Source organism: Vibrio sp. 1580 (assembly GCF_033340055.1).
The window spans coordinates 455,011-476,314 of the sequence record NZ_JAWOVT010000002.1; the positions used below are offsets into that span (position 1 = coordinate 455,011).

20 protein-coding genes are annotated in these 21,304 nt (G+C 43.4%); 6 read left to right on the forward strand and 14 right to left on the reverse strand.

The annotated features are described in order from the left end of the window. Window positions 1-48 precede the first annotated feature (48 nt). Window positions 49-951, forward strand: a complete 903-nt coding sequence (locus R7093_RS05205; protein ID WP_047102677.1) for a homocysteine S-methyltransferase family protein — start codon at window positions 49-51, stop codon at window positions 949-951. Window positions 952-1,102: 151 nt separating this feature from the next. Here the strand turns inward: R7093_RS05205 and R7093_RS05210 are convergent, their stop codons facing one another. Continuing rightward, a complete protein-coding gene (locus tag R7093_RS05210; RefSeq protein ID WP_017635220.1) occupies window positions 1,103-2,095 on the reverse strand; it encodes a zinc-binding dehydrogenase in 993 nt (330 codons plus the stop codon). A 346-nt stretch (window positions 2,096-2,441) separates the two neighbouring features. On the opposite strand from R7093_RS05210, the gene R7093_RS05215 reads away from it, so the two are divergent. Beyond that, window positions 2,442-3,515, forward strand: coding sequence for a permease (locus tag R7093_RS05215; RefSeq protein WP_250156743.1), 1,074 nt, complete (start codon window positions 2,442-2,444; stop codon window positions 3,513-3,515). A gap of 98 nt (window positions 3,516-3,613) precedes the next feature. Here the strand turns inward: R7093_RS05215 and R7093_RS05220 are convergent, their stop codons facing one another. Beyond that, window positions 3,614-4,375, reverse strand: coding sequence for a transporter substrate-binding domain-containing protein (locus R7093_RS05220; RefSeq protein ID WP_005388903.1), 762 nt, complete (start codon window positions 4,373-4,375; stop codon window positions 3,614-3,616). 120 nt (window positions 4,376-4,495) lie between these two features. Then, window positions 4,496-5,014 (reverse strand): cysteine hydrolase family protein, encoded by a 519-nt coding sequence (locus tag R7093_RS05225; protein WP_005377333.1) that lies wholly within the window; start codon window positions 5,012-5,014, stop codon window positions 4,496-4,498. Between the two features lie 114 nt (window positions 5,015-5,128). On the opposite strand from R7093_RS05225, the gene R7093_RS05230 reads away from it, so the two are divergent. Beyond that, a complete protein-coding gene (locus R7093_RS05230; RefSeq protein WP_115386010.1) occupies window positions 5,129-6,040 on the forward strand; it encodes a GlxA family transcriptional regulator in 912 nt (303 codons plus the stop codon). A 205-nt stretch (window positions 6,041-6,245) separates the two neighbouring features. Here R7093_RS05230 and R7093_RS05235 read toward each other — a convergent pair whose 3' ends face one another. The 3 genes from R7093_RS05235 to R7093_RS05245 form a co-directional block, all read right to left on the reverse strand. Continuing rightward, window positions 6,246-7,295: an alcohol dehydrogenase family protein gene (locus R7093_RS05235; protein ID WP_182039736.1), complete on the reverse strand. Its 1,050-nt coding sequence runs from the start codon at window positions 7,293-7,295 to the stop codon at window positions 6,246-6,248. After that, window positions 7,292-7,813, reverse strand: a complete 522-nt coding sequence (locus R7093_RS05240) for a TetR/AcrR family transcriptional regulator (protein ID WP_318146543.1) — start codon at window positions 7,811-7,813, stop codon at window positions 7,292-7,294. The genes R7093_RS05235 and R7093_RS05240 overlap by 4 nt, the downstream gene beginning before the upstream one ends. 143 nt (window positions 7,814-7,956) lie before the next feature. Next, window positions 7,957-9,138, reverse strand: a complete 1,182-nt coding sequence (locus tag R7093_RS05245; RefSeq protein ID WP_017635963.1) for an MFS transporter — start codon at window positions 9,136-9,138, stop codon at window positions 7,957-7,959. A 159-nt stretch (window positions 9,139-9,297) separates the two neighbouring features. Here R7093_RS05245 and R7093_RS05250 point away from each other — a divergent pair, with 159 nt between their 5' ends. Continuing rightward, the gene (locus R7093_RS05250) at window positions 9,298-10,182 is read left to right on the forward strand and encodes a LysR family transcriptional regulator (RefSeq protein ID WP_318058266.1); all 885 of its coding nucleotides are present in this window, start codon (window positions 9,298-9,300) and stop codon (window positions 10,180-10,182) included. A 115-nt stretch (window positions 10,183-10,297) separates the two neighbouring features. Here R7093_RS05250 and R7093_RS05255 read toward each other — a convergent pair whose 3' ends face one another. Then, window positions 10,298-11,203, reverse strand: coding sequence for a TIGR03571 family LLM class oxidoreductase (locus R7093_RS05255; RefSeq protein ID WP_047102674.1), 906 nt, complete (start codon window positions 11,201-11,203; stop codon window positions 10,298-10,300). A gap of 132 nt (window positions 11,204-11,335) precedes the next feature. Then, entirely contained in the window at window positions 11,336-12,241 is a 906-nt protein-coding gene (locus tag R7093_RS05260; RefSeq protein WP_005377343.1) for a LysR family transcriptional regulator, read from the reverse strand. A gap of 112 nt (window positions 12,242-12,353) precedes the next feature. Here R7093_RS05260 and dkgB point away from each other — a divergent pair, with 112 nt between their 5' ends. Next, window positions 12,354-13,154, forward strand: a complete 801-nt coding sequence (gene dkgB, locus R7093_RS05265) for a 2,5-didehydrogluconate reductase DkgB (protein ID WP_047102673.1) — start codon at window positions 12,354-12,356, stop codon at window positions 13,152-13,154. A gap of 198 nt (window positions 13,155-13,352) precedes the next feature. Here dkgB and R7093_RS05270 read toward each other — a convergent pair whose 3' ends face one another. The 6 genes from R7093_RS05270 to R7093_RS05295 form a co-directional block, all read right to left on the reverse strand. Beyond that, window positions 13,353-14,045, reverse strand: coding sequence for an SDR family oxidoreductase (locus R7093_RS05270; RefSeq protein ID WP_047102672.1), 693 nt, complete (start codon window positions 14,043-14,045; stop codon window positions 13,353-13,355). 106 nt (window positions 14,046-14,151) lie between these two features. Beyond that, entirely contained in the window at window positions 14,152-14,850 is a 699-nt protein-coding gene (locus tag R7093_RS05275; protein ID WP_017635969.1) for an IclR family transcriptional regulator, read from the reverse strand. Window positions 14,851-14,937: 87 nt separating this feature from the next. Beyond that, window positions 14,938-16,908 carry a diguanylate cyclase domain-containing protein gene (locus R7093_RS05280; RefSeq protein ID WP_206959839.1) on the reverse strand — a complete coding sequence of 657 codons (1,971 nt, stop codon included), beginning with the start codon at window positions 16,906-16,908 and terminating at the stop codon, window positions 14,938-14,940. 187 nt (window positions 16,909-17,095) lie between these two features. After that, window positions 17,096-17,449, reverse strand: coding sequence for a DUF2750 domain-containing protein (locus tag R7093_RS05285; RefSeq protein WP_005377352.1), 354 nt, complete (start codon window positions 17,447-17,449; stop codon window positions 17,096-17,098). Between the two features lie 175 nt (window positions 17,450-17,624). Beyond that, complete coding sequence (locus R7093_RS05290) at window positions 17,625-18,239, reverse strand: OmpA family protein (protein ID WP_005377354.1); 615 nt, start codon at window positions 18,237-18,239, stop codon at window positions 17,625-17,627. A 2-nt stretch (window positions 18,240-18,241) separates the two neighbouring features. Further along, window positions 18,242-19,552 (reverse strand): TolC family outer membrane protein, encoded by a 1,311-nt coding sequence (locus R7093_RS05295; RefSeq protein ID WP_017821962.1) that lies wholly within the window; start codon window positions 19,550-19,552, stop codon window positions 18,242-18,244. Between the two features lie 400 nt (window positions 19,553-19,952). On the opposite strand from R7093_RS05295, the gene R7093_RS05300 reads away from it, so the two are divergent. Continuing rightward, window positions 19,953-21,304 (forward strand): cadherin-like domain-containing protein (locus R7093_RS05300; protein ID WP_318146541.1); only part of this gene is annotated, 1,352 nt, incomplete at its 3' end.

A 21,304-nucleotide genomic window follows, 5' to 3' on the forward strand; every position in this document is an offset into this window, starting at 1 on the left:
ATTGTGTTTGAATAGAGCTTATGGATGTTTGGCGGTATGGATGTCTAAATGAAGAAAGTAACAATTTTAGATGGTGGCATGGGGCGAGAGTTGAAACGTATTGGCGCCCCTTTTTCTCAGCCGCTTTGGAGTGCACAAGCGCTAATTGAATCACCACAATATGTAAATATGGCCCATGAGAATTTCATAGACGCTGGCGCAGAGATTATCACTGTTAACAGTTATGCATGTGTTCCATTTCACTTAGGAGAGGAACTCTATGCGAAGCGAGGGATTGAGTTAGCAAAATCTGCAGCCAAAATTGCCAGAGATGTAGTCACCAGCTCTAACGATAGAGTGCTCGTTGCGGGGTCTCTTCCTCCTGTCATGGGGTCTTACAGGCCTGAATTATTCGAGCCGAAAAGGGCACTGGAAGTGGCTTCTGAGTTATTTGAAGCTCAAGATCAATATGTTGATATTTGGTTAGCTGAGACCGTGTCTAGCCTCGCTGAAGTTGAAGTTCTATCAATAATTTTAGCCAAAACAGATAAGCCCAATTATCTTGCTTTCACCTTAATGGATGAGCCTAACTCTTTGCCTCGCCTTCGCTCAGGGGAATCTCTCAAAGCCGCGGTCAATACGCTGTTGAAAACAAATGTTTCAGGTATCTTTTTCAATTGCTCTATTCCTGAAGTTGTCGAGCAAGCGATCATTGATACACAAGCAGTATTGTGTGAGTCAGGTAGAGAATTGACGATAGGTGTTTTCGCAAATAGCTTTGCTCCGATAAAGCAAGCGCACCAAGCCAACGAGACCATTCAGGAAGTTCGTCATTTCTCTCCGACTGAATATCTTGAGTATGCTAAAAAGTGGCATGCGCAGGGAGCGAGCATTATTGGTGGTTGCTGTGGGATTGAACCACGTCATATTAAATTGCTAGCGACTTGGAGAGACACTCTCGAAAACGCCTAATTTTGGTGAAGCGCAGGGAAGTATGACAAGAGATTTTGTTTTTTATTCATCGTTATAGATAAAATAAAGGCCTTTCATATCTGGCAAAGTAACAAGATGCTTTAACTTGCTCATTCATTACCTTGCCAGTTTGCCTCGAGATTTTTATTAATTATTTTTGGTTCAGATTAACGACAATCTTTCCAACTGTTCTCTGATTTCGCATGTCCAAGAGTGCGTTACCTACATCTTCTAAGCCGATGATCTTCAGTTTCGGTACTTCCAATTCTCCATTTTCTAATAGCTCAGACACTTCCTTTCCGGCATTAACGATACTTGCAAACCCTCTCTCGCCAAAGACATGACCAGAGCCCAAACTTATTTGGTGGAAGCCCAAGCCTTTTAAGAAGGCATCTGGGTATTGAGAAGGGTCGACAGTCTTGACGAGCTCCACCATTTCGCCCTCAAAGGTTAATACCGAGGCTGCAATTCGGTCGTTATCACCGCCTACACAATCGAGTGCAACCTCAACGCCATGATTTCCGGTAATGTCCATTACTCGTTGAACTACATCTTCATGATGATAATCAATCATATGGGTTGCTCCTAACGAGGACAAATATGCGTGATTAGCTTCTGAACTAGTAGCAATGATCTGTTCAACACCAAATGTCTTTGCTAACTGAATAGCAAAGCTTCCAACGCCGCCAGCACCTCCGGCGATAAAAATGCTGCTTCGATTTGAAATATCGAGCTTGTCTACCAAAGCGCGATATGCGGTCCAGGCTGCGCAAGGTGTAGATGCTGCCACTTCAACCGGAACCTGAGGGTGCTTTATGAGCGTTCTTGAATCATGGATAGCAAATTCAGCGAATCCACCGTGATGGCGCCTCATGTTTCCGTGATACAACACTTTATCGCCAACCTTCCAATCAACGACCGCATCGCCTACAGAGACTATTTCTCCTGATACGTCTAACCCGCCAACAAAATTGTTATCCATGTTAGTGACCATGTCTGACCAATAATGAATTTTTGCATCGACAGGGTTCAAACCAACAGCGTTAACTTTAACCAATACATCAAATTGGGTTTCTAGTTTTGGTGTAGGTAATTCGGATAAAGAGAAAGTATCGTTATCTCGTTGGTAAGTTATCGCTCTCATAGGTTTTCCTTATTATTAAGAATGGTCGAAAGTCATACTAACTCAGAGGGTGCTGCTGAAATAATTATGGTTTTTTCTTATTTTGATAATTTTAGGTTATGTTTGATAAAAAGGATTCGAGATGCTCTGAAATTATCATCGACAACCAGTCTGCATAGCTAACGACATGTAACTTTATGATAAGTATTGACTAGTTTTATTATTCCATTTTTATGGAAATATTTTGTTGATCTTTTGTTTTATGATTCTATACTTCCAGAAGTGTCGAAATAAAGGTTTGTCTATCAGGTAAGCTTGTTAGCGAAAAATGACGAGGAGAGTAAATGTGAATACAGAAATTATAACTATGGCTAAAGAAGCGCTGGATATGTTTGCGTTTCTAGCAACCGAACTTATCATCTTATTTCTGGCAATTAGCTACATTGTCGGTGTGTTGCAAGATTTTCTAACGCCAGAAAAAATTCAATCTATTCTCAGCTCGAAAAAGGGTAAAGGTTACTTCATTGCTGCGTTGCTAGGTTCGATTACGCCTTTCTGTTCGTGTTCGACCATTCCTTTCTTAAAAGGCTTGTTGCGTGCAAGAGCAGGTTTTGGACCTATGATGGTGTTCCTATTTGCAAGCCCGTTGCTTAACCCAGTGATTATTGCCTTGTTTGTGGTGACTTTTGGTTGGAAAGTTGCGGTATTTTACTTTGCTATTGCGATGTCAGTATCAGTGGTAGCAGGCTATGTACTTGAAAAACTAGGGTTTGAGCGTTACGTCAAACCAGAAGCATATCAAGCGGTAGGTTCTTCTTCGTGCGGTACTTCTTGTGGCGATTCAAGCAAGAAAAAAGAAGAAGCGAGACCAGCATCAAGCTGTAGTACCAGCGCCTGCAATGAACCTACGCCAGTTGCGGCGAAAACATCTTGTTGTGGTGATGCACCAAAACCTGAACCTAAAGTGGAAGTGTCCTGCTGTTCATCAGACGGTAGTGCAACAGCGACAGTCGTGGAAGAGAAAGAGCCTAGCCGCTGGGTACGTATTTGGCAATCAACTTGGAAAGACTTTAAGCAAGTGTTCCCTTATCTCATGATGGGCATTGCGATTGGTTCATTTATCTATGGCTTCATCCCGACGGAGTTCATTGCGGAGTTCGCTGGTGAAGCGAAGTGGTACGCGATTCCGGTCGCAGCAATCATTGGTATTCCATTGTACATCCGTGCAGAGGCGGTCATTCCACTTAGCGCGGCACTAGTACAAAAAGGTATGGCTCTTGGATCTGTTATGGCGCTTATTATTGGTAGTGCTGGCGCAAGTCTTACAGAAGTAATTTTGTTGAAATCAATTTTTAAGAACCAGATGATTGCTGCCTTCCTAATCGTTATCTTAACGATGGCCATGGGAGCGGGTTACTTATATACCTGGGCTTTTTTATAAAAATAACCCTCGGGCGATTGCTCGAGGGCTCTGTTTTTGTCGCCATATAGGGAAAGGGAAGTTCCCTATACCGCGCAGGCTATAAAAAGATAAAGAGGTTACTCGTAAATACTATAGGAGAAATACTTGCTGGCGATGGTTTTATGCTTACCGCTCTGGATCAATTTTTGTATTCCGCTATCGAGTAATGCTTTTAATTCTTTGTCTTGTTTTCTCACTGCTACGCCAATGCCACGGCCGAACCACTTTTCCTCTGTAAACGCTGGTCCAGTAAAGTGATAGCCTTCACCTTGTGCAGTTTCAAGAAAACCAGCACTTAAACCGATTGAGCCGCCAAATACAGCATCTAACCGTCCATTGAGTAGATCAGTAAATGCCTCATCGAACGTACCATAACGACGAATATCAATATCTGGATACAAGGCCGAAAGGTACTTATCACCAATTGTGGCTCTTTGAACTCCAATAGATAAACGATTTAGGCTGCCGTCATCCATGTTGATTTCTCTATCATTTTTCATTACAAAACGAGTCGGTACTTTTGCATAAGGGACGGTGAAATCGACTTTCTTTTCTCGTTCTTCTGTGATTGTCATTGCAGCAATAATCGCATCGTTCTTGCGACTAAGGAGAGAAGGGATGATGCCATCCCAATCCATTTTTGAGATAACGCACTTTACTTCTAACTCTTTGCATAACGCGTTAGCGAGGTCGACTTCAAACCCTTCTAGCTTTCCCTCTTTTGTCGTCCAGCTAAATGGGGGGTAAGCCCCTTCAACAGTGAAGCGAATTTGTTTCCACTCTTTCGCATGGCTGAAAACTGAAAATAAGCTAATAAACAATACGACTATCCATTTCATAAACGTTTCCTTGTAACTATTTGGAAACCAATGTTTAACACAAAGTAAGCAAATATCAATGAAAGTGCATATATGTGTGACCTTTCGCCCGCATTGTGTGAGCGAAAGGTTTTACGTGTATTACAGCTTATCTTCAATAGTTACGAGGGGAACTCTCGTTGAGACAGCGTGAAGTGCAATGTTGTGAATCATTTCATCGACCGTGGTACAGCTATCCATTAAGATCGAAACATCATACTTGTCCGCAGATTTTGAGATAGCAGTATGTGTCACGCAGTTTTGTGTCATCATTCCGCATACAAGTAACTCCGTTACATTTTTGCTTGCCAATACTTCTTCTAAACGTGTTCCTTCAAAGCTATCTGCGAAGTGCTTTACCACGATTTCGGAATTCGGCGCTAAAGCAAGAACTTCTGGGTGAATATTGGCACCGTCGCTGCCTTCATTGAAGAATGGGGCAATACCCATGGCAGGGTCGGCAATATGCTGAATATGAATCACAGGAATGTTTTGCTCATTGGCTTTAGTTATTGCTCTCTTAACATTGTCTAAAGTCGATTCTGTATTCCATAAAGGAAACTTTCCTTCTGGGAAATAGTCGTTTTGCAAATCAATTACAAGTAGGGCTTTTTGAGTCATTTTCTTTTCCTTTTATTGAGGATCATTGCGGTACGAATAATATAAAGACTTTTAGCTACCTTCTTTAGAGTCTAAAATGACACAAAAGAGTCAAAAAGCGACACTTGAAGATAAATGAAAATAGCACTCGTTAATTACCCAGATAGCTCGCAAGCCTCCGTATATGGTTTAAGCGAACTCTTCGAGATGGCAAACCGTGCGGCGGCTAAATTGGGCGTTGATGTGCACTTTGAAGTAGAGATATTGGATCACTGGTCAAACACGCACTTCGATGTGAAAACAGCGGTAATGATTCCGCCTAGCGGCACTGGTCAATATTACTTAGAACCAGAGCCAGAGCTACTCGACTGGTTAAATGTCCAATATAGTAAAGGTGCGATTTTAGCCTCCGCCTGCGCTGGTACTTTTATTCTTGCTCAAACCCAGTTGTTGACCAATAAGTCTTGTACGACACACTGGGGCTTGGCTCCTTCATTAGCGAGTCAGTTTCCCGATATCCACGTAAGACAAGAAGCCATCCTTATTAACGAAGGAACGATCATTACGGCTGGGGGTATGATGTCATGGGTGGATTTAGGTTTGGAGTTGGTTTCCTTATTTGCGTCACCGGAAGTAATGCGCCTGTTAGGAAAAATGTTGGTTATTGATACTGGTCCGAGAGAGCAACGCTTTTATCAACAGTTTACTCCAAACTTCCAACATGGTGATGAGGTAATTGTTCAAATACAGCACTATATAAACGATCATTATCAAGGAAAACTGAGCAATAAAGAGCTTGCAGAGTTGAGTTGTTTAACAGAAAGGACATTGCAGCGACGCTTTAAAAAGGCGACAGGTTTCAATGTTAACCAATACATACAAAGCTTAAGAGTACAAAAAGCTTGTGATTTACTTGAGTCGACAACCCTAACATTTGACGCAATATCATTTAGAGTGGGTTACCAAGATGTGAGCGCGTTCAGGAAAATATTTAATAGAATCGTAGGTTTAACACCGAAGTCGTTCAGATCTCGGTTCTGTTCATGAACGCCAGAAGTAAGATAATGTTGGTATTAAACATTTATAACTCAGAAGCAAACACCGCATATTTTTACAAGCTGGCTTAGCGTGATGAAAAGGGATAACAAGCTAAGCCAACCGTAGCGCACTCCTAATTACTGAACATTTTGTAGAATGCTTAAAGGGTTCTCAAATTACAATGACTTGTATAGGTCGTTGTTAATCACAAAAACTATGTGATTTCCAAAACCAGTTTCCCAATATGTTGCTTGCGTGAAAATACTTCTTGCGCTTGACCTATCTGGTTCAAGGGAAATGACTCCGCGACTAAGGGACGAATTGCGTTCTGTTCGATATAGCGAACCAAGTTACCGAATACTTCTGGTGCCAAAACGGTACAACCAAATAACGCTAGGTCTTTAAGGTAAAGAGTTCTTACATCCAGCTCGACAATTGGGCCGCCTATGGCGCCGGAAACAGCGTATCTTGATCCTGGCTTTAGTACCTGAAGAAATTGTGGCCACTGCTCTCCTGCGACCAAATCAATCACTACGTCAACGCTGTTTTCTCCGAGAGTCGCTGTTAAATTTGCATCGCGAGGGATAACTTGGTTTGCTCCTAATGCCGTGATCTGTTCTTTCTTTTCTGGGCTGGCGATAGCAATGACGTATGCTCCACGCGCCTTCGCCAGTTGGATTGCGGCAGAGCCAACACCGCCGGATGCCCCTGAAATCAGTACGGTATCGCTCGCTGTGACATTAGAGCGGACAAGCATGTTCTCGGCAGTTGAATAAGAACAAGGGAAGGAGGCCAAATCAATATCCGATAAACTACTATTCACAGCATATGCATGTTTACTGTCAACAACAGTGAACTGAGCAAAGCCACCATCACATTCTGAACCGAAGTACCAAGGCGAGCTAAGTGCTTGACTGTTGAAGCGCGTAATACATGGTTCGATGAGCACACGCTGACCGATTCGTGATGGGCAGATATTCTCACCAACAGCGACGATGGTACCGCATACATCGGCACCTTGGATTCGAGGGAGAGATAGCGCGTCTCCTGACCAACTTGCATCCATGCTATTGGCGTCATTTTTAGAATACCATGCTGTTCGGGTATTGATGTCGGTGTTATTGACTCCGGCGGCGGCAACTTGGATCAATACATCATCAGGCGAGGGGACTGGCACAGGTATATCATCGCGGTAACGAAGCATATCTGGCCCACCATGACCGATAAGTTGGACGCCTTTCATGACTTTCGGGATTGTGGTCATTGATTGTTCTCCTTCATTAGTTCTAGCAGAGTGTATTCAGCGGATGCAAAGGCAGCGTGACCGAGAACCGGCCATGCGTTGGATAGACCTTCATGTAACAAGAAGAGTGTGGTTGCGAGGTCTTCTCGCTGACTTAGTTGGACCATAAGCTGACGAACCGCCAATTTGTGTTGTTTTACTGCTTGATTAATAGATAGATTTTCTGGATAGGCTGCTAATGCATTGATGGACATGCAGCCATTCGGTGCAAACTCCTTCATCCAATCCTCGAGGCGAGTGAATAGGTGTAATACAGCCGGTGTTCCATTGGCAGGGGCGTCTTCGAGCAAAAAACTCAAATACCTTTGATGGCGATGCTCGAGAGCTGCAACAATCATCGCTTCCTTGGAGGGGTAGTATTTGTACAGGGTTCTCAGGCTGACTTCGCAGGCGTTTTTGAGTTGGGGTACGCTAGGCTCGGCGAAGCCATACTGACTGAATGCTTTTTCTAGGCTTGCTGCGATTTTTTCTTTCACTATTTGATACACCAGGTAGAACGTTTGTTTTACCTAAGGGTAGAATAAACTTTCTACCTCAGTCAATGGTGTATTTAAACTCTGTATTGAAAGCCCGACGTAATGCCGGGCTAATTTAAGTGATTTTTATAGATTCGGAACGTGAATCAGTGTGCCGTTGCGTGCTGTTCTCCACGCTTGTCTAGCATTCCGCTGAAACGGGTTAGTAGTAGAGCACCTAATACTACGATCGCGCCAATCCAAGGTGTGTGCATCAGCCCAGCATTGGCCACGATAAGGCCACCGCCCCAAGAACCCAGTGCAATACCTACGTTAAATGCAGCAATGTTGAGACCAGAAGCGACGTCGACTGCATCAGGTGAATATTTCTCTGCTAGTTTGACAACATAAACTTGAAGTCCTGGAACGTTACCAAAGGCAAAGGCACCCCAGACAAGAATGGTCACTACTGCAGAAATTGGATTAAATGCTGTGACACTAAACACGAGCAATACCACAATTAGGCCCGAGAAAATCGCTGTCAGAGCTTTGATTGGCCCCATAGAGTCGGCCATCTTTCCGCCCCAGATGTTGCCGAATGCGACTGATACACCATAAACCAACATAATTAGGCTGATAGCGCTAGAGCCAAACCCCGAAACTTCTTCCAAAATAGGAGCCAAGTAAGTGAAGGCTGTGAACGTACCACCGTAACCGAGCGCGGTGATTGCGTACACCAAAAGTAGACGAGGTTGAGTCAAGACTTTTACTTGCGATGACAGCTTGGTTGCTGGTGGTTGTTTCAGATTACTCGGCACTAGCAGAGCGCTTCCTATCAGTGCGATGATTCCAAGGATCGCGACGATTAGGAAGGTTGCCTGCCAACCAAATGTCTGGCCAATCCAGGTGCCAAGTGGCACGCCCGTCACTAGAGCTACGGTCAGACCGGTAAACATAATAGCAATTGCGCTAGCGGCTTTTTCTTTTGACACTAGGCCAGTGGCGATAGTCGAGCCGATCGAAAAGAACACACCGTGTGCAAGCCCGGTCAGTATCCTTGCTGTGACTAGAGTGTTGTATCCAGGTGCTTGCCAGGCTAACAGATTGCCAAGAACAAACAGTGCCATAACAGAAAGCAGAACGTACTTTCTTTTCCAGTTACCAGTCAGCGCTGTTAAAACGGGAGCACCAACCGCGACACCAAGTGCGTACAGGCTAACTAAAAGACCCGCTGAAGGTAATGATACGTTGAGGTCGGAGGCCATAGTCGGTATCAGACCGACAATTACAAACTCCGTGGTTCCAATAGCAAAGGCGCTAAGCGTCAATGCAAGTAAAGCTAAAGGCATAACAACTCTCTCTTATAATCATTGAATATGAATGGATAAACGAATAGCCCGTTTCCATGCCGTGTATTATTAAAGAGTTATTCGTTGCGAAAAATGGTGTTTATTACAAAATACTTTTGCTATAAATGATGGAAATGCGCAATTAAGAAAGGGGATGAAATGTTAACCCGATCAGATGAATTAGAGATTCTTATGGCAGTTGTGGATAGTGGTGGATTTTCTTCCGCTGCTGATGCACTAGGTATTCAAGTCGCTAGGGTATCTCGTGCGGTTAGTAAAGTTGAATCACAGTTGGGGGTAACCTTGCTGAATCGCACGACACGCAGAGTGGAAGTTACTGAGGAAGGGCATCAGTTTGTTGAAGCGGTTCGCTTAGGTTTACTACAAATACAGCAAGCTGAAGAAGAGATCATCACACGAGGTGAATTACCCAAGGGGCGCTTAAGAGTTGATGCCGCTAGCCCATTTGTTTTACATCAACTCGTGCCGTTAATTCAGCCATTTAAAGAGGCTTATCCTGATATTCAACTCGATCTTACCTCTAATGAGGGTTTTGTGGATCTATTGGAAAAAAGAACCGATGTGGCAATACGTATTGGACGATTATCGGATTCAACACTGCATGCTAAACCTTTAGGAACAAGCCCACTATTTATCGTTGCCACGCCTGGTTATTTATCTAAACGAGGTTTCCCTGAAGCGGTGAGCGATTTGCGCAGTCATAACTTGATCGGTTTTTCTGGCGCTAAAGTGTTAAATCAGTGGCCATTACGAGGGTTTGAGATGATAGAGCCTGATATCCTATCCAGCAGTGGTGAAACGGTTAGACAGTTAGTGCTGGCAGGGAACGGCATTGCATGTTTATCTGGCTTTATGATGAAAGATGATCTTGATTCTGGACGGTTAGTGGCATTGTTTGAATCGGAAAAAATCACAAATACTGGACGAGAACAGGTCAATGCTGTCTTCTACAAATCTTCTTCAGTCTCTAAACGTATTTCCGCGTTCATCGACTTTATTCAACCAAGACTTACTTTAAAATAACTCTATTATTGTTGTTTTAACAAAAGATTTTTGTCGTTATTGCAGCTTTTGTTTTTCCAAGTGCCAAGCCTAGCGTGCCACTCCTTAGTAAGGTGGCACATATTTTTATTTGATCTTAGTTAAAGCGTGGCAACACGTACTGAGCGATCTGTTCCATTGATTTCTCAATTGGTTGGCTATTACGACGGAAATGCAACCCGATGTGATTGACTCCTGCTTCTTGCATTTTTTCTAGCTCATCGCTCAAGCCATTGACTCCGGCCCGGATACCAAAGTGATGCCGAACGACTGGTGCATTTGGGTTATCGACTAAATCAAGATGAATAAAGCTGGCGTAGGGTTTGTTTCCCGCTACGGAGCGCCAAAGTACAACGCGGTGTTCATGATCATCAGGTGTGCCTGGGTAGGCGAGCCAGCCGTCTAGGTTTTCTCCTATCCATTGTGGACTTTGCTGCGCTAACCCTGCGACATAGATAGGAATATCAGCAAACTCGGGTAATAACTGTAGATCGTTACCCAGCTTATCATTTTGCGTATCTTTCAAAATCTCTACACTTTCTCGAAAAGCCGAGCCACGGCTGTCAAAGTTAGCGTTAAAAACGGGATATTCACTAGGACGGTCTCCACTAGCCACACCGAGTATCAGGCGGTCACCACTTAACTCGTTGATGGTCGCAGCGGCTTTTTTCACTAGCCAAGGTTGTCTTAACGGTAATACTATCGCTGCTGTCCCTAGTAGAATGTTGTCGGTGCACGCAGAGAGATAGCCAAGATAACTGAACGGTTCATAAATTTGTGCCGCGTCTCCAAAGTTAGGGTCGTACAACGGGACATCTCTCACCCACGCTACGTTAAAGCCTAACTTATCGGCTAACATAATACGCTGTTTATGTGCACTCATGTCTGGTACGCCGAACGGTTTTCGTTGGAGCAGGCGTTTTTTCTGGCCTTCTTGGGTCCAGTCATTATCTAGGGGGAGCTCAACCCCGATGGTGAATCTGTTACTTAAATCTTTATGCATTATGAAGCCTGACTATTACTGTGAGTACTAGGAGGCAAGGTGCCTCCCTGATATTCAGGACACTATGAGATTTTTGTTGTGAGAAAAAGCGGCAAAAAGACAAAAGTGTTTTGCCACAAACAGCGGTGGTCTTTAAAGGAACTGGTGGTTCTCTACCTTGATTTCTTGCTTGATGAAGTCAATAAAAGAGCTGATCCGGCGTGAGGTACTGGCATTTTTGTAATACACCGCATGAACGGGCTGTTCGACATTATGCGTGTGTTCACTAAGCACGCCCACTAAGCGACCAGCTTGTCGGTCAGAGTAGGTCATAAAGTCAGACAGGCAAGCTATCCCCGCACCATGTAAGGCTAAACACCTTAGCGTCTCGCCATTATCAGATCTTAGGCTACTCATAATACGCAGAAGTTTGTTCTTATCATCCATGATCGGCCATTCCTTAAGATACTCCGGCTTGTTGAATCCAAGTAGCTTGTGATTGAGTAACTGATCTATTGAGGTTGGAGTACCATGTTGTCTTAAATACTCTGGACTCGCGACGATTCGAATCCGACTTTTACCAAGAAATATCGCGCGCATGGTTGAGTTTTGTAGCTCACCGATACGAAAAGCAATATCGGTTTTTGTTCCCAAAAGGCTAATATTTTCCTCATTGGAATTGAGATCGATTTCGACTTCTGGATACAAGCTCTGATATTTAGCAATGTGCGGCGTTAGTACGTGCAGTAAGAAGGGGGTAGCTGCGTTTATTCGTAGGAGGCCAGAGGGCTTATATTTCTGGCTTTTCAGTTGTGCTTCGGCATTCTCTACTGCTTCTACAATATGTCTGACTTTATCGAGGTATATCGTTCCTTCATTAGTAACATCTAACTTACGGGTTGTGCGATTTAACAAAGTCGTTTCGAGTTTGGCTTCTAGCCGAGATACCGATCGACTCACCGCCGAGACGGTCATCGATAACAGTTCAGCCGCAGAGCTGATTGAACCCGTATCGACCACGGCCATAAAGGTGCGCATTTCATCTAGAGTAGCTTTCATTGTTGAATATATTTCAAATTAGATTTGAGTATTGTTAACTTTACGGAAAGTTTCTTGCGGCGTAAAGTTTTGCTTCGAATCAACTATAAAATCGATAATTCAGGAGATTTAGATGAAAGTACCATCATTTGGCGTCGGCACGTTTCGTTTAGAGGGTGAAGTAGTTAAGGATTCAGTCCGTAATGCGTTAGAAGTGGGTTACCGCGTAATTGATACTGCACAGATTTACGGTAATGAGGCAGAAATCGGTGAAGTATTGACACAGTCCGGTATTGCACGTGATGAGCTATTCATTACGACCAAGATCTGGGTTGATAACATGAACACGGAACAACTCATTCCAAGTCTAAAAGAGAGCTTAGAAAAGCTAAATACAGATTATGTGGATTTGACCTTGATCCACTGGCCTGGCAATAACAATAACTTGAGCGAATACATGGCTTCATTACTTGAAGCTAAATCGCAAGGGTTAACCCGTAATATTGGCGTCTCCAACTTTAATATTGACTTGTTGCAACAAGCGATAGAAGTGGTCGGTAAAGAGAATATTGTTACTAACCAAATCGAGCTTAGCCCTTATTTGCAAAATCGTAAGTTGGTCAGCTTCATGCAGGAAAACGATATTCAGGTAACGTCTTACATGACCTTGGCATATGGGAAAGTACTTGGGGACCCAACTATTGCAGGTATTGCTGAGGACTATCAGGCCACGCCAGCTCAAGTCGCGCTTGCTTGGGCGCTGTCAAAAGGTTACGCGGTGATCCCGTCTTCAACTAAACGAGAGAATTTGGCAAGTAACCTGAAAGCACTTGAACTTAATCTGAGTGAAGAGGCGATTGCTAAGATAGATGCGTTGGAAAGAAATGGCCGCGAAGTAAACCCTGAAGGGCTAGCGCCTGAGTGGGATGATTGAGTGAGTTTCACGGGAAATCATTGTCTAAATGACACCTCTGCAATCGCTGACTTCCTCAGCGTTTGACGGTAGTACAACACCATAGACGATAACGGCTCGCTTGTCTGACGATAGTGCGAGCTTTTATCTTTTTGGCCTATTAGTTTACTGTATTCTCCCGGCCTTCAATTTGGCCGGGAGACGTCATTTAGAGATCAGTTACCATTCGATTGTAGAGCCATCAAATACGCGGAAGCTTCCGGATAGCTCAAGTGTTAGTTGTTCTGCGACCGAAACAATGCCTGCAACACTTTCCTCGGCAGAAAAGGTTGCGTCCTCACCGCCCATATCGGTTTTTACCCAGCCGGGATGAACTGCGACAGTTTTTACTCCTCGCGATTCGAGATTGCGTGCTGCTGATACTAGAACCTGATTAAGCGCTGCTTTAGATGCTCGATAACTGTACATGTTACCTGAACTGTTATCGCTTAAACTCGCAACTCGGGTTGAGATTCCCACGATGGTTTTGTGCTGACTTTTCGCAACGTTGTCTTGTAGTGCTTGAATTAGCAGGGCAGGTGCGACGGTATTTATGTTTAGTACTTCTAGCCATTTTTTCTGGGTCATTTCGCCAAGCGTTGCACACTCTTCGCCTAATACACCTGCATTCAGAATTAAATGATCGAGCGGACGATCCGCTAATCGAGTGGCTAACTGATCGATATCTTGTTGGTTAGTGACGTCTAGAGCCATCAGTTGAAGTTGATTGGGTTGGGTTACTAGTTCATTGAGCTGCTTAGCATTTTCTGGTGAACGACAAGTTGCGATAACTTGCCAACCTTTTCCAAGGTAGTGGCGGACAAATTGCAAGCCTAAGCCACGGTTAGCGCCAGTGATTAATACAGTAGACATCGCTTCTCCTACGTTGTTGAGTTGAACAACGACCATATTAGAGGCGACGTATAAGCATGTAATCAAAACAGTATAAAAATGGCCTAGAATTCGACATTGTCAAATCTTAAAGTTTGAGAAAGATGCTGGCAAAGTGTTTTAGCCTAGTGACCGTCAGTTCGGAGGCAGCACCGCTGACACCTGCAACAGCAACGACCTTACCATCCAAGTAAAGGGGGATCGCTAAGCAATTGAGGTTTGGCTCTGCCTCTTCTAAATCGAGTGCGTAACCTGATAATACAACCTGATTAAGTTCAGTTTCTAACGTGGGGGATATTTGGCTTTCAAGGCGCAATGTTCGGCGAAGCTCATCATCAAAACTAAGAAAAACCTTGCCGATCGCAGATGTTGTGAGTCCTTCTCGTTTCCCTCTCGGGCTACGGATAGTAAGAGGGTTATCCTGCTCTATAGCATCGATATACAAGTACTCTTTAGCGCCACTTTGTACAGCGAGGTAAGCAGTGTTGTTAGTCATTTGGGCCATTTTTTTCAGCAATGGAACAAAGTGTTGTCGGATAGCTTCGTTTTTTTGTTCAATCGGCTTAGACAGTTCATAGCATCTAAACCCTAGGCTGTAGCTATGGTTGTGTTTGGATACATATCCAAGAGAGTGTAGAGTCGCAAGTAACCCGTGAACAGTCGTCTTATTTAACTGGATCGCATTACTGATCGTCTGTAATGATAGGGGAGACTCACTCATCGAGAGCAACTCGAGGATTAGAAAACCTCGCTCTAGAGACTGAATGTTTTTTCTTGCCTTGGGCACAAAGACTCCTTGATGATGGTGTTGCATCTGAATGGCTTACTGATGCTTCCACCTATAACAAACCACTACGCTGGTGGTTTGGTTTTATTAGAGAATATACTCAGCACTTAAACTGATCGGCTCGTTGTATGCGTCCACAAGGGAGTTTTTTCCTTGCTTCTTAGCATTGTATAACGCTTGGTCTAATATCGAATAGAGCTCATCAAAGTTGGTGAGTGGCATTGAGGTTGATAGATAGGCCAGACTCGCAGATATATTCAATTGATGGTTATTAAGCGAATGTACACTCTTTTCTGAAATTGTTTTATGCAGACTTTGTATTCTAAAGGGAACGTCAATCTCATCGACGTTTTTCAATAGCAAGATAAACTCTTCTCCACCTAAACGACCCAAGTAATCTCCCTTATTAAGTTTAGCTTTAAGCGCTTTGCATACCTGTTGTAGTACTAAGTCGCCAGTCGGATGACCATACTGATCATTAATCGCCTTAAAGTCATCTAGATCGATTAATGCTAGAACGTAGCGGAAGTCTCCTTCCGCTTTGGAGGTTTGGCTTTTAATCGTCTCTATAATTGCCGCTCTGTTTAATGCACACGTTAAGCTGTCTATTTTGGCTTTTAAGCGTGTTTGTCGCTGAACCATCAATGCCAGAGCGAGGAGAATCAATAAACAGAAAACAACAAAATTATAAGTGCGTTGTTGGTCTGTGAGTTTTTCAAACTGGTACTGACTTAGAAGAGTTTCGTTGTTCAACTGCGCGACTTGTAGATCATATTCATACTCTTTTTTAGTGAGATCTAGTGCCTCTAACGCCTTGATATTACTCGCGTCTCGGTTCGTTAGTTCAATCGTCGAGTAGGCCTTGTGATGCTCCAGTGCCTTTTTGTAATCATTTTGAGCTTGGTATGCTTTTGAGAGGAGTAATTGGGCTTGCGCTTGCAATAAGGGCCTAGCGTTTTTTACCGCTAATCTTAACGCTATTGTACTGTGTTCAATCGATTTTTCGGGTGTATGGTTCTTTAAATATGCCAATCCAGCAGCCAAATGACCCTCTGTTTCAAGGTGCGTATTCTCATAAGTTTGGGCAATGTTTAATGCTCTTCCAATGTAATCTACCGCGGTATCCAATTGCCCAGAATCGGCCAAAGCAGCAGATAACCCTAAATAGGTCAACCCTTGCCCGTATGGATAATGAAGTTGTTCGAGAATCGTTAATGCATTTTTGTAGTGGCTGATGGACTTATCGAGTTCTTTGGATTTTCTGTACATCGCTCCTAGACTATGTTCGACTTGCGCAACTTCAAGAGGTGTCCCTTCATCTTGGCGAACCAGTAAGGTTTGAATGAGATATTGCTCTGATTGTTCAAATTGCCCCAGCTCTGCAAGTAAATTGCCGACGTCATTGTAAATCCCTGAAGGATCGCTTTGCGTCGACATGTTGGCCATCAACTGTCGATACAAACTTAAGGCTTTTTCATAGTCACCGCGGTAATTGTAGTTATTTGCTACCACGCGCAAAGCGAGATCAACAGGGAAGTTTTCTTGATGCTTATGATTTAAGTGGCTCTCTAAGGATGAGCAATAAAAGTTTGCTTTGTGATAACGACCTTGTTGATTCAGCGTATAACAAAGTTGATAGTTCATCAGAGCCTTGCCTTCGGAATCGGATATTTTCTTCATTGTCTGTCGCAAAGAAGAAAAGCTATCTACTGAGGCCTCGTAACTACCATGCTTACGTTCATTTAAGGCAAGAATATATTCTGATTCTAATTGAGAAAAAGGGTTGTCTAAGACTTGACTGCTGCCGTAGTAAGGCTGATTTATGTTTGACATATATTCATAAATCAATCCACTTACGTAGAGCTTTTCGCTGTCCGATTTCGCTGTATGGTAGCGATCTTGAAGCATGCTCAATGCCGACTCAGGGTTGCTTCGTAGTGTGGTTTGGTAGACAGAGTGCCACTGTGTGATATTTTGGTTTGGTTCAATATCTTGAGTGTCGCTTGCATATACTGGAGTGAGCAAAAGTGACGCAAGCAAGGGATAGAGCACGCGCATGTTTAAACGAGCCTTTAATTTAAGGTGCCTTTAAAGTTGAGTTATCATAGCGCTTTTAACGCATCAGCGTTGTGATTGAGTTGGGTGTACTAAGAAAAAGAGTAGTAAAACTATGCACTTGGTCGAGATATTGAAAGAAGAGGCATAAAAAAGAAAGACCTCAACATAAAGTTGAGGTCAGAAATCTTTAATCAATGTAAAGCTTTGCTAGATCTTGAGGCTCCATTTCTTTGCCTTCTAACTGATCGTTCCAGTTAGTTCCAACAAGAACACCATCTTCAGCAAGAGTCAAAAGCCAATCTTCAACAAAGATATCTAATGGGATTTCTAGTACAGTAAAATCTGCCCATTCTTCAACATTATGTGCTTCTGCATCTTCTTTAGAAGACCAGAAAGGCATGACTTCGCTGTTTTCGAATTCAGTTGAATCGCAAGATAGCCAACCTTCTTCATTGCGTAGACCCCAAACCAATTGGTTTTCTTTCGTTTCTGCAACAAAAAGGTCAAGGTTCGCTTGGATATCTGATGTAAGTTTGCTCATTTCAAAACTCTCGTTGTTATGACGTGGCTAGAGTAACACTAAAGTGCCGATTCCTAAAGCATAATACGGTTGTCGAAATGAGTAAAAATAAAGGAGCCGAAGCTCCTTTTCTGAGGTTAAGTATTCACTCGTTTTTGTTTGCTTTGTGCTTGCAGAGCAAACAAAAACAGGTACTTTACCTTTCTGGAAGAGTTGTGAATATTGTCCACTCTCTTTTTATCTCGCCTTTGTAACCAACGACTGATGCGGTTACTCGACGATTTAAAGCATGGCTGACTTCATCGGTCCCTTGCTGTGCTAAGTGAGTGTCACCAAAACCAACAATGCGGACTCTACTCGGTTCGATGTCGTAGCTTAGTAGGGCTTCACGGACATTGCGTGCTCGTCTTTCAGAAAGATCTTGGTTATGCTTTGAACCACCAACTTTACTAGCATAGCCGTGCAGCTCTATCGAAGTAGTAGGGTACTCTTTTAAAAAGTCGGAAAGCTCTCGGACTTGTCTTCTGAAGACTGGATTGATCTCATCAGAGTCGTTAGCAAAAAGTATCCGCACTTGCATGTTATCTGATGCTTTAATGTATTCTCCACAACCGTCGTTGTCGACCTCTGAGCCTTCAGGTGTACCTGGGCACATATCTCGAGCATTGATGACACCATCGTTATCGTCATCTTGCAAATCTGCTATTTGTTCTGCATTTGGTACAGGACGATACTCATATTCGTCTTCAGCAACAACGTGTTGAGTGATGGCGAGCATACCCAATGCAAATAGAATCTTCACTGGTTTCATGATCAGTACTCCACCTTTTCATTCCATTCTGTAGGTACATCGACACGCAAGGCATTTAACAATTGGCCAGTCGCGTTCATAACGCGGTACTTGGCGTACTGCTCTGAGTATCGAGCATCCAAGTAGTTCTTTCTCGCTTCGAAAAGTTCGTTTTCAGTATTTAACAAGTCCAGCAGAGTGCGTTTTCCAATGCGATACTGCTTTTCGTAGGCGATGACAGTTTCAGAGGCCGAATCTACGTGATCCGCTAGGAACTCTTTTTGTTGAAGTGTTAAATCTAACGCACTCCAAGATAGACGAAGACCTTCTTCGACTTGGCGGTATGCACGTTCTCTTAAGTCTTTTGCTTTATTTAGTTGGTAGGCAAAACTTTCAGCGTTGGCTACGTCACTACCACCGTTAAAGAGGTTGTAACGCATACGTAACATTGCTGTTGTCTCTTCGCTGCTTCCTTCAATACCGCTTGCATCATCACGCCATGTTTGAGCCGCTTCTACCGATATCGTTGGGTAGTAAGCTCCCTTAGATTGCTTGTATTGGAACTTTGCAGAGTCCACATCAGCTACCGAGATTTTGATTACTGGGTGTGACTCGAATGCCAAGTCAATCGCTTCATCGATGGTGTAGGGAATAAAGTTTTGGTCCGCTCTTGGGAAAATCAATCCTTGTGGTGACTGTCCGACAAGGCGTGTAAAGGTGGTGTGGCTGTCATATAAGTTGTTCTGAGCTGCCACCAAGTTACCGTGAGCCTTTGCTAAACGAGCCTCTACCTGGGTTAGGTCTGCTGTAGAACCGATACCTGAGTTAACTCGCTTTTTAATGTCTTCATAGATCTTCTTATGCACTTTCAAGTTATTCTCGGAAAGTGTAAGAATTTCATAAGCTTTTACTGAGTCTAAATAAACTTTCGCGACCTCTAGAGCGGTGTCTTGGGCATCAGCTAGAAGTTGATAACGGACCGATTCAGCATCAGCTGCTGTTCGATCCATATCATTAAGTGTCGCTGAGCCATCCCATATTAGCTGGGTTAGTGTCACGGTGGCTTCTTTTCTTGTCAGGTCGGTTGAATCTCGCCCTGACTCTGCGGGTTTGATTCCTTCGTAACCGATACCGGCATCTAAGTCTACGGATGGGAGGTAAGCACCACCAGATGCTTCATTCACATACTGCTTGCTAACGAATTCATTGAACGCACTTTTGATGTCAGGATTGGTTTTTAATGTGTTTTCAACCGCTTGCTCTAGCGTTTGCCCAAACGCATGACTAGCGGTGAACATACCAATACAAAAGGCGTTGGCACGAGTCCACTTCACTGTGATTCTCCTAGATAATGGTAAAAATTCTCGAGGTGATAGGGCTTATAAGTGGAATACTTATAAGGGCGTCAATAATTTAGCGCACAATAACATTAATATGCGATGAAGTAACCTGTTGATTCGCTGTTCATTTGTTTCAATTTTGATAAATCAACCTACTAAATCTGCCTAAAACTTGAATTAAGATCTCAAATTAAAGATGGAGGTAATAGCTAGGAACGTGTGTCCAGATTTTAATAAAATAAAACACTTATGCATCTGGATTCTTATTGATGTATGACACATAATTACTTTATTGAGCATCAAATTGCTGTTATTGCACTATATATTCGGGCAATATATAGCAAATTAGTATTGTTAGTCAAAAACTTGACAGTTATTTAGGGTTAAGGTTTATATGGATCGTACAGCATTAGTGCCACTCGGTAATCAAGTCGTCGTAATAGGTTTGGATGGGCAGCTGAGAGTCCTTGCAGAAGGACAGCAGCCTCTACCAGGTGAAGTGATAGTGGCAATGACAGATGCTGCGCCTCAAGACCTGAAAATTCAGCTTGCTCAAGAGCAAGGTTTAAAAGATATTTCAGACGATGTAGCACAGATTATTAGTGCTATTGAGCAAGGTCAAGACCCTTCTGCTATTGATGAAGAACTCGCACCTGCAGCGGGTGAAAATAGTGGCTCCAGTTTGCAAAATAGTGCCACGATTGTACGAGATGGTACTGAAGTGCTAGCCTCAACAAACTTTGAAACTATTGGCTTAGAATCCCTCGGCTTATCTGAAACTCAAGCGTTGACCTTAAATGACTTCTTCACAACAGGTATCGAGACAAGTGGGGATGGCTCAAGTAAGCCACTTACTAATTCTCCAGTGACATTAAGCGCTGTTGAGGAAGATAGCGATCCAATCACGATAACTACTGAAGAATTACTATCGAACGTCAATATTGATGATGCCGATACTCTTGTCATTACAAACGTCACTATTGAGAGTGGGAATGGCACCTTAATTGATAACAGCGATGGATCTTGGACTTACATTCCAGAGGCTGACGATGACACTGAAGTGTCATTCTCCTATGACATTATTGATAAAGATGGCGGTGTTATTAATGGCACTGCTAACTTAGATATTACGCCTGTTAATGACGCGCCAATAGCAACTAATGATGCGATTCAAACTGACGAGGATTCCCAGGTTGTAATTGATGTGCTCGCTAACGACAGTGATATTGAAGGTGATGATTTAATCATTACCTCTGTTTCTGTACCAGAAGAGCAAGGTATCGTTGAGATTATCGATGGTAAGCTTGTTTTCACTCCGGCCGAAAATTTCAACGGTAATGCAACGATTAGCTACACCATCACAGATGGTGAGTTAGAGGATGAAGCTCAAGTTTCGGTAACAGTAAACTCAGTTAACGATGCGCCTATTGCCTCTAATGATACAACAATTACAGAGGAAGATAGTTCAGTAACGGTTGATGTCCTGCCAAACGACACCGACATTGATGGCGATACGCTGTCGATTGAATCGGCTTCCGTACCTGAAACACAAGGTACAGTTGAGATCGTTGATGGCAAACTGGTCTTCATACCGGCTGAGAACTTCCATGGTGACGCTGAAATCACTTACACCGTGACCGATGGTGCACTGACTGACCAAGCGACGGTCAACGTCACCGTGAATGCGGTGAACGACACGCCTGTGGTTGAAAGTAGCATTGCAGACCAAACCTTGGCGGAAGATTT

Coding starts and splice junctions, on each gene's coding strand:
- R7093_RS05205 (WP_047102677.1), top strand. CDS start 49: ATGAAGAAAGTAACAATTTTAGATGGTGGCATGGGGCGAGAGTTGAAA.
- R7093_RS05210 (WP_017635220.1), bottom strand. CDS start 2,095: ATGAGAGCGATAACTTACCAACGAGATAACGATACTTTCTCTTTATCC.
- R7093_RS05215 (WP_250156743.1), top strand. CDS start 2,442: ATGGCTAAAGAAGCGCTGGATATGTTTGCGTTTCTAGCAACCGAACTT.
- R7093_RS05220 (WP_005388903.1), bottom strand. CDS start 4,375: ATGAAATGGATAGTCGTATTGTTTATTAGCTTATTTTCAGTTTTCAGC.
- R7093_RS05225 (WP_005377333.1), bottom strand. CDS start 5,014: ATGACTCAAAAAGCCCTACTTGTAATTGATTTGCAAAACGACTATTTC.
- R7093_RS05230 (WP_115386010.1), top strand. CDS start 5,129: ATGAAAATAGCACTCGTTAATTACCCAGATAGCTCGCAAGCCTCCGTA.
- R7093_RS05235 (WP_182039736.1), bottom strand. CDS start 7,295: ATGACCACAATCCCGAAAGTCATGAAAGGCGTCCAACTTATCGGTCAT.
- R7093_RS05245 (WP_017635963.1), bottom strand. CDS start 9,138: ATGCCTTTAGCTTTACTTGCATTGACGCTTAGCGCCTTTGCTATTGGA.
- R7093_RS05250 (WP_318058266.1), top strand. CDS start 9,298: ATGTTAACCCGATCAGATGAATTAGAGATTCTTATGGCAGTTGTGGAT.
- R7093_RS05255 (WP_047102674.1), bottom strand. CDS start 11,203: ATGCATAAAGATTTAAGTAACAGATTCACCATCGGGGTTGAGCTCCCC.
- R7093_RS05260 (WP_005377343.1), bottom strand. CDS start 12,241: ATGAAAGCTACTCTAGATGAAATGCGCACCTTTATGGCCGTGGTCGAT.
- dkgB (WP_047102673.1), top strand. CDS start 12,354: ATGAAAGTACCATCATTTGGCGTCGGCACGTTTCGTTTAGAGGGTGAA.
- R7093_RS05270 (WP_047102672.1), bottom strand. CDS start 14,045: ATGTCTACTGTATTAATCACTGGCGCTAACCGTGGCTTAGGCTTGCAA.
- R7093_RS05280 (WP_206959839.1), bottom strand. CDS start 16,908: ATGCGCGTGCTCTATCCCTTGCTTGCGTCACTTTTGCTCACTCCAGTA.
- R7093_RS05285 (WP_005377352.1), bottom strand. CDS start 17,449: ATGAGCAAACTTACATCAGATATCCAAGCGAACCTTGACCTTTTTGTT.
- R7093_RS05290 (WP_005377354.1), bottom strand. CDS start 18,239: ATGAAACCAGTGAAGATTCTATTTGCATTGGGTATGCTCGCCATCACT.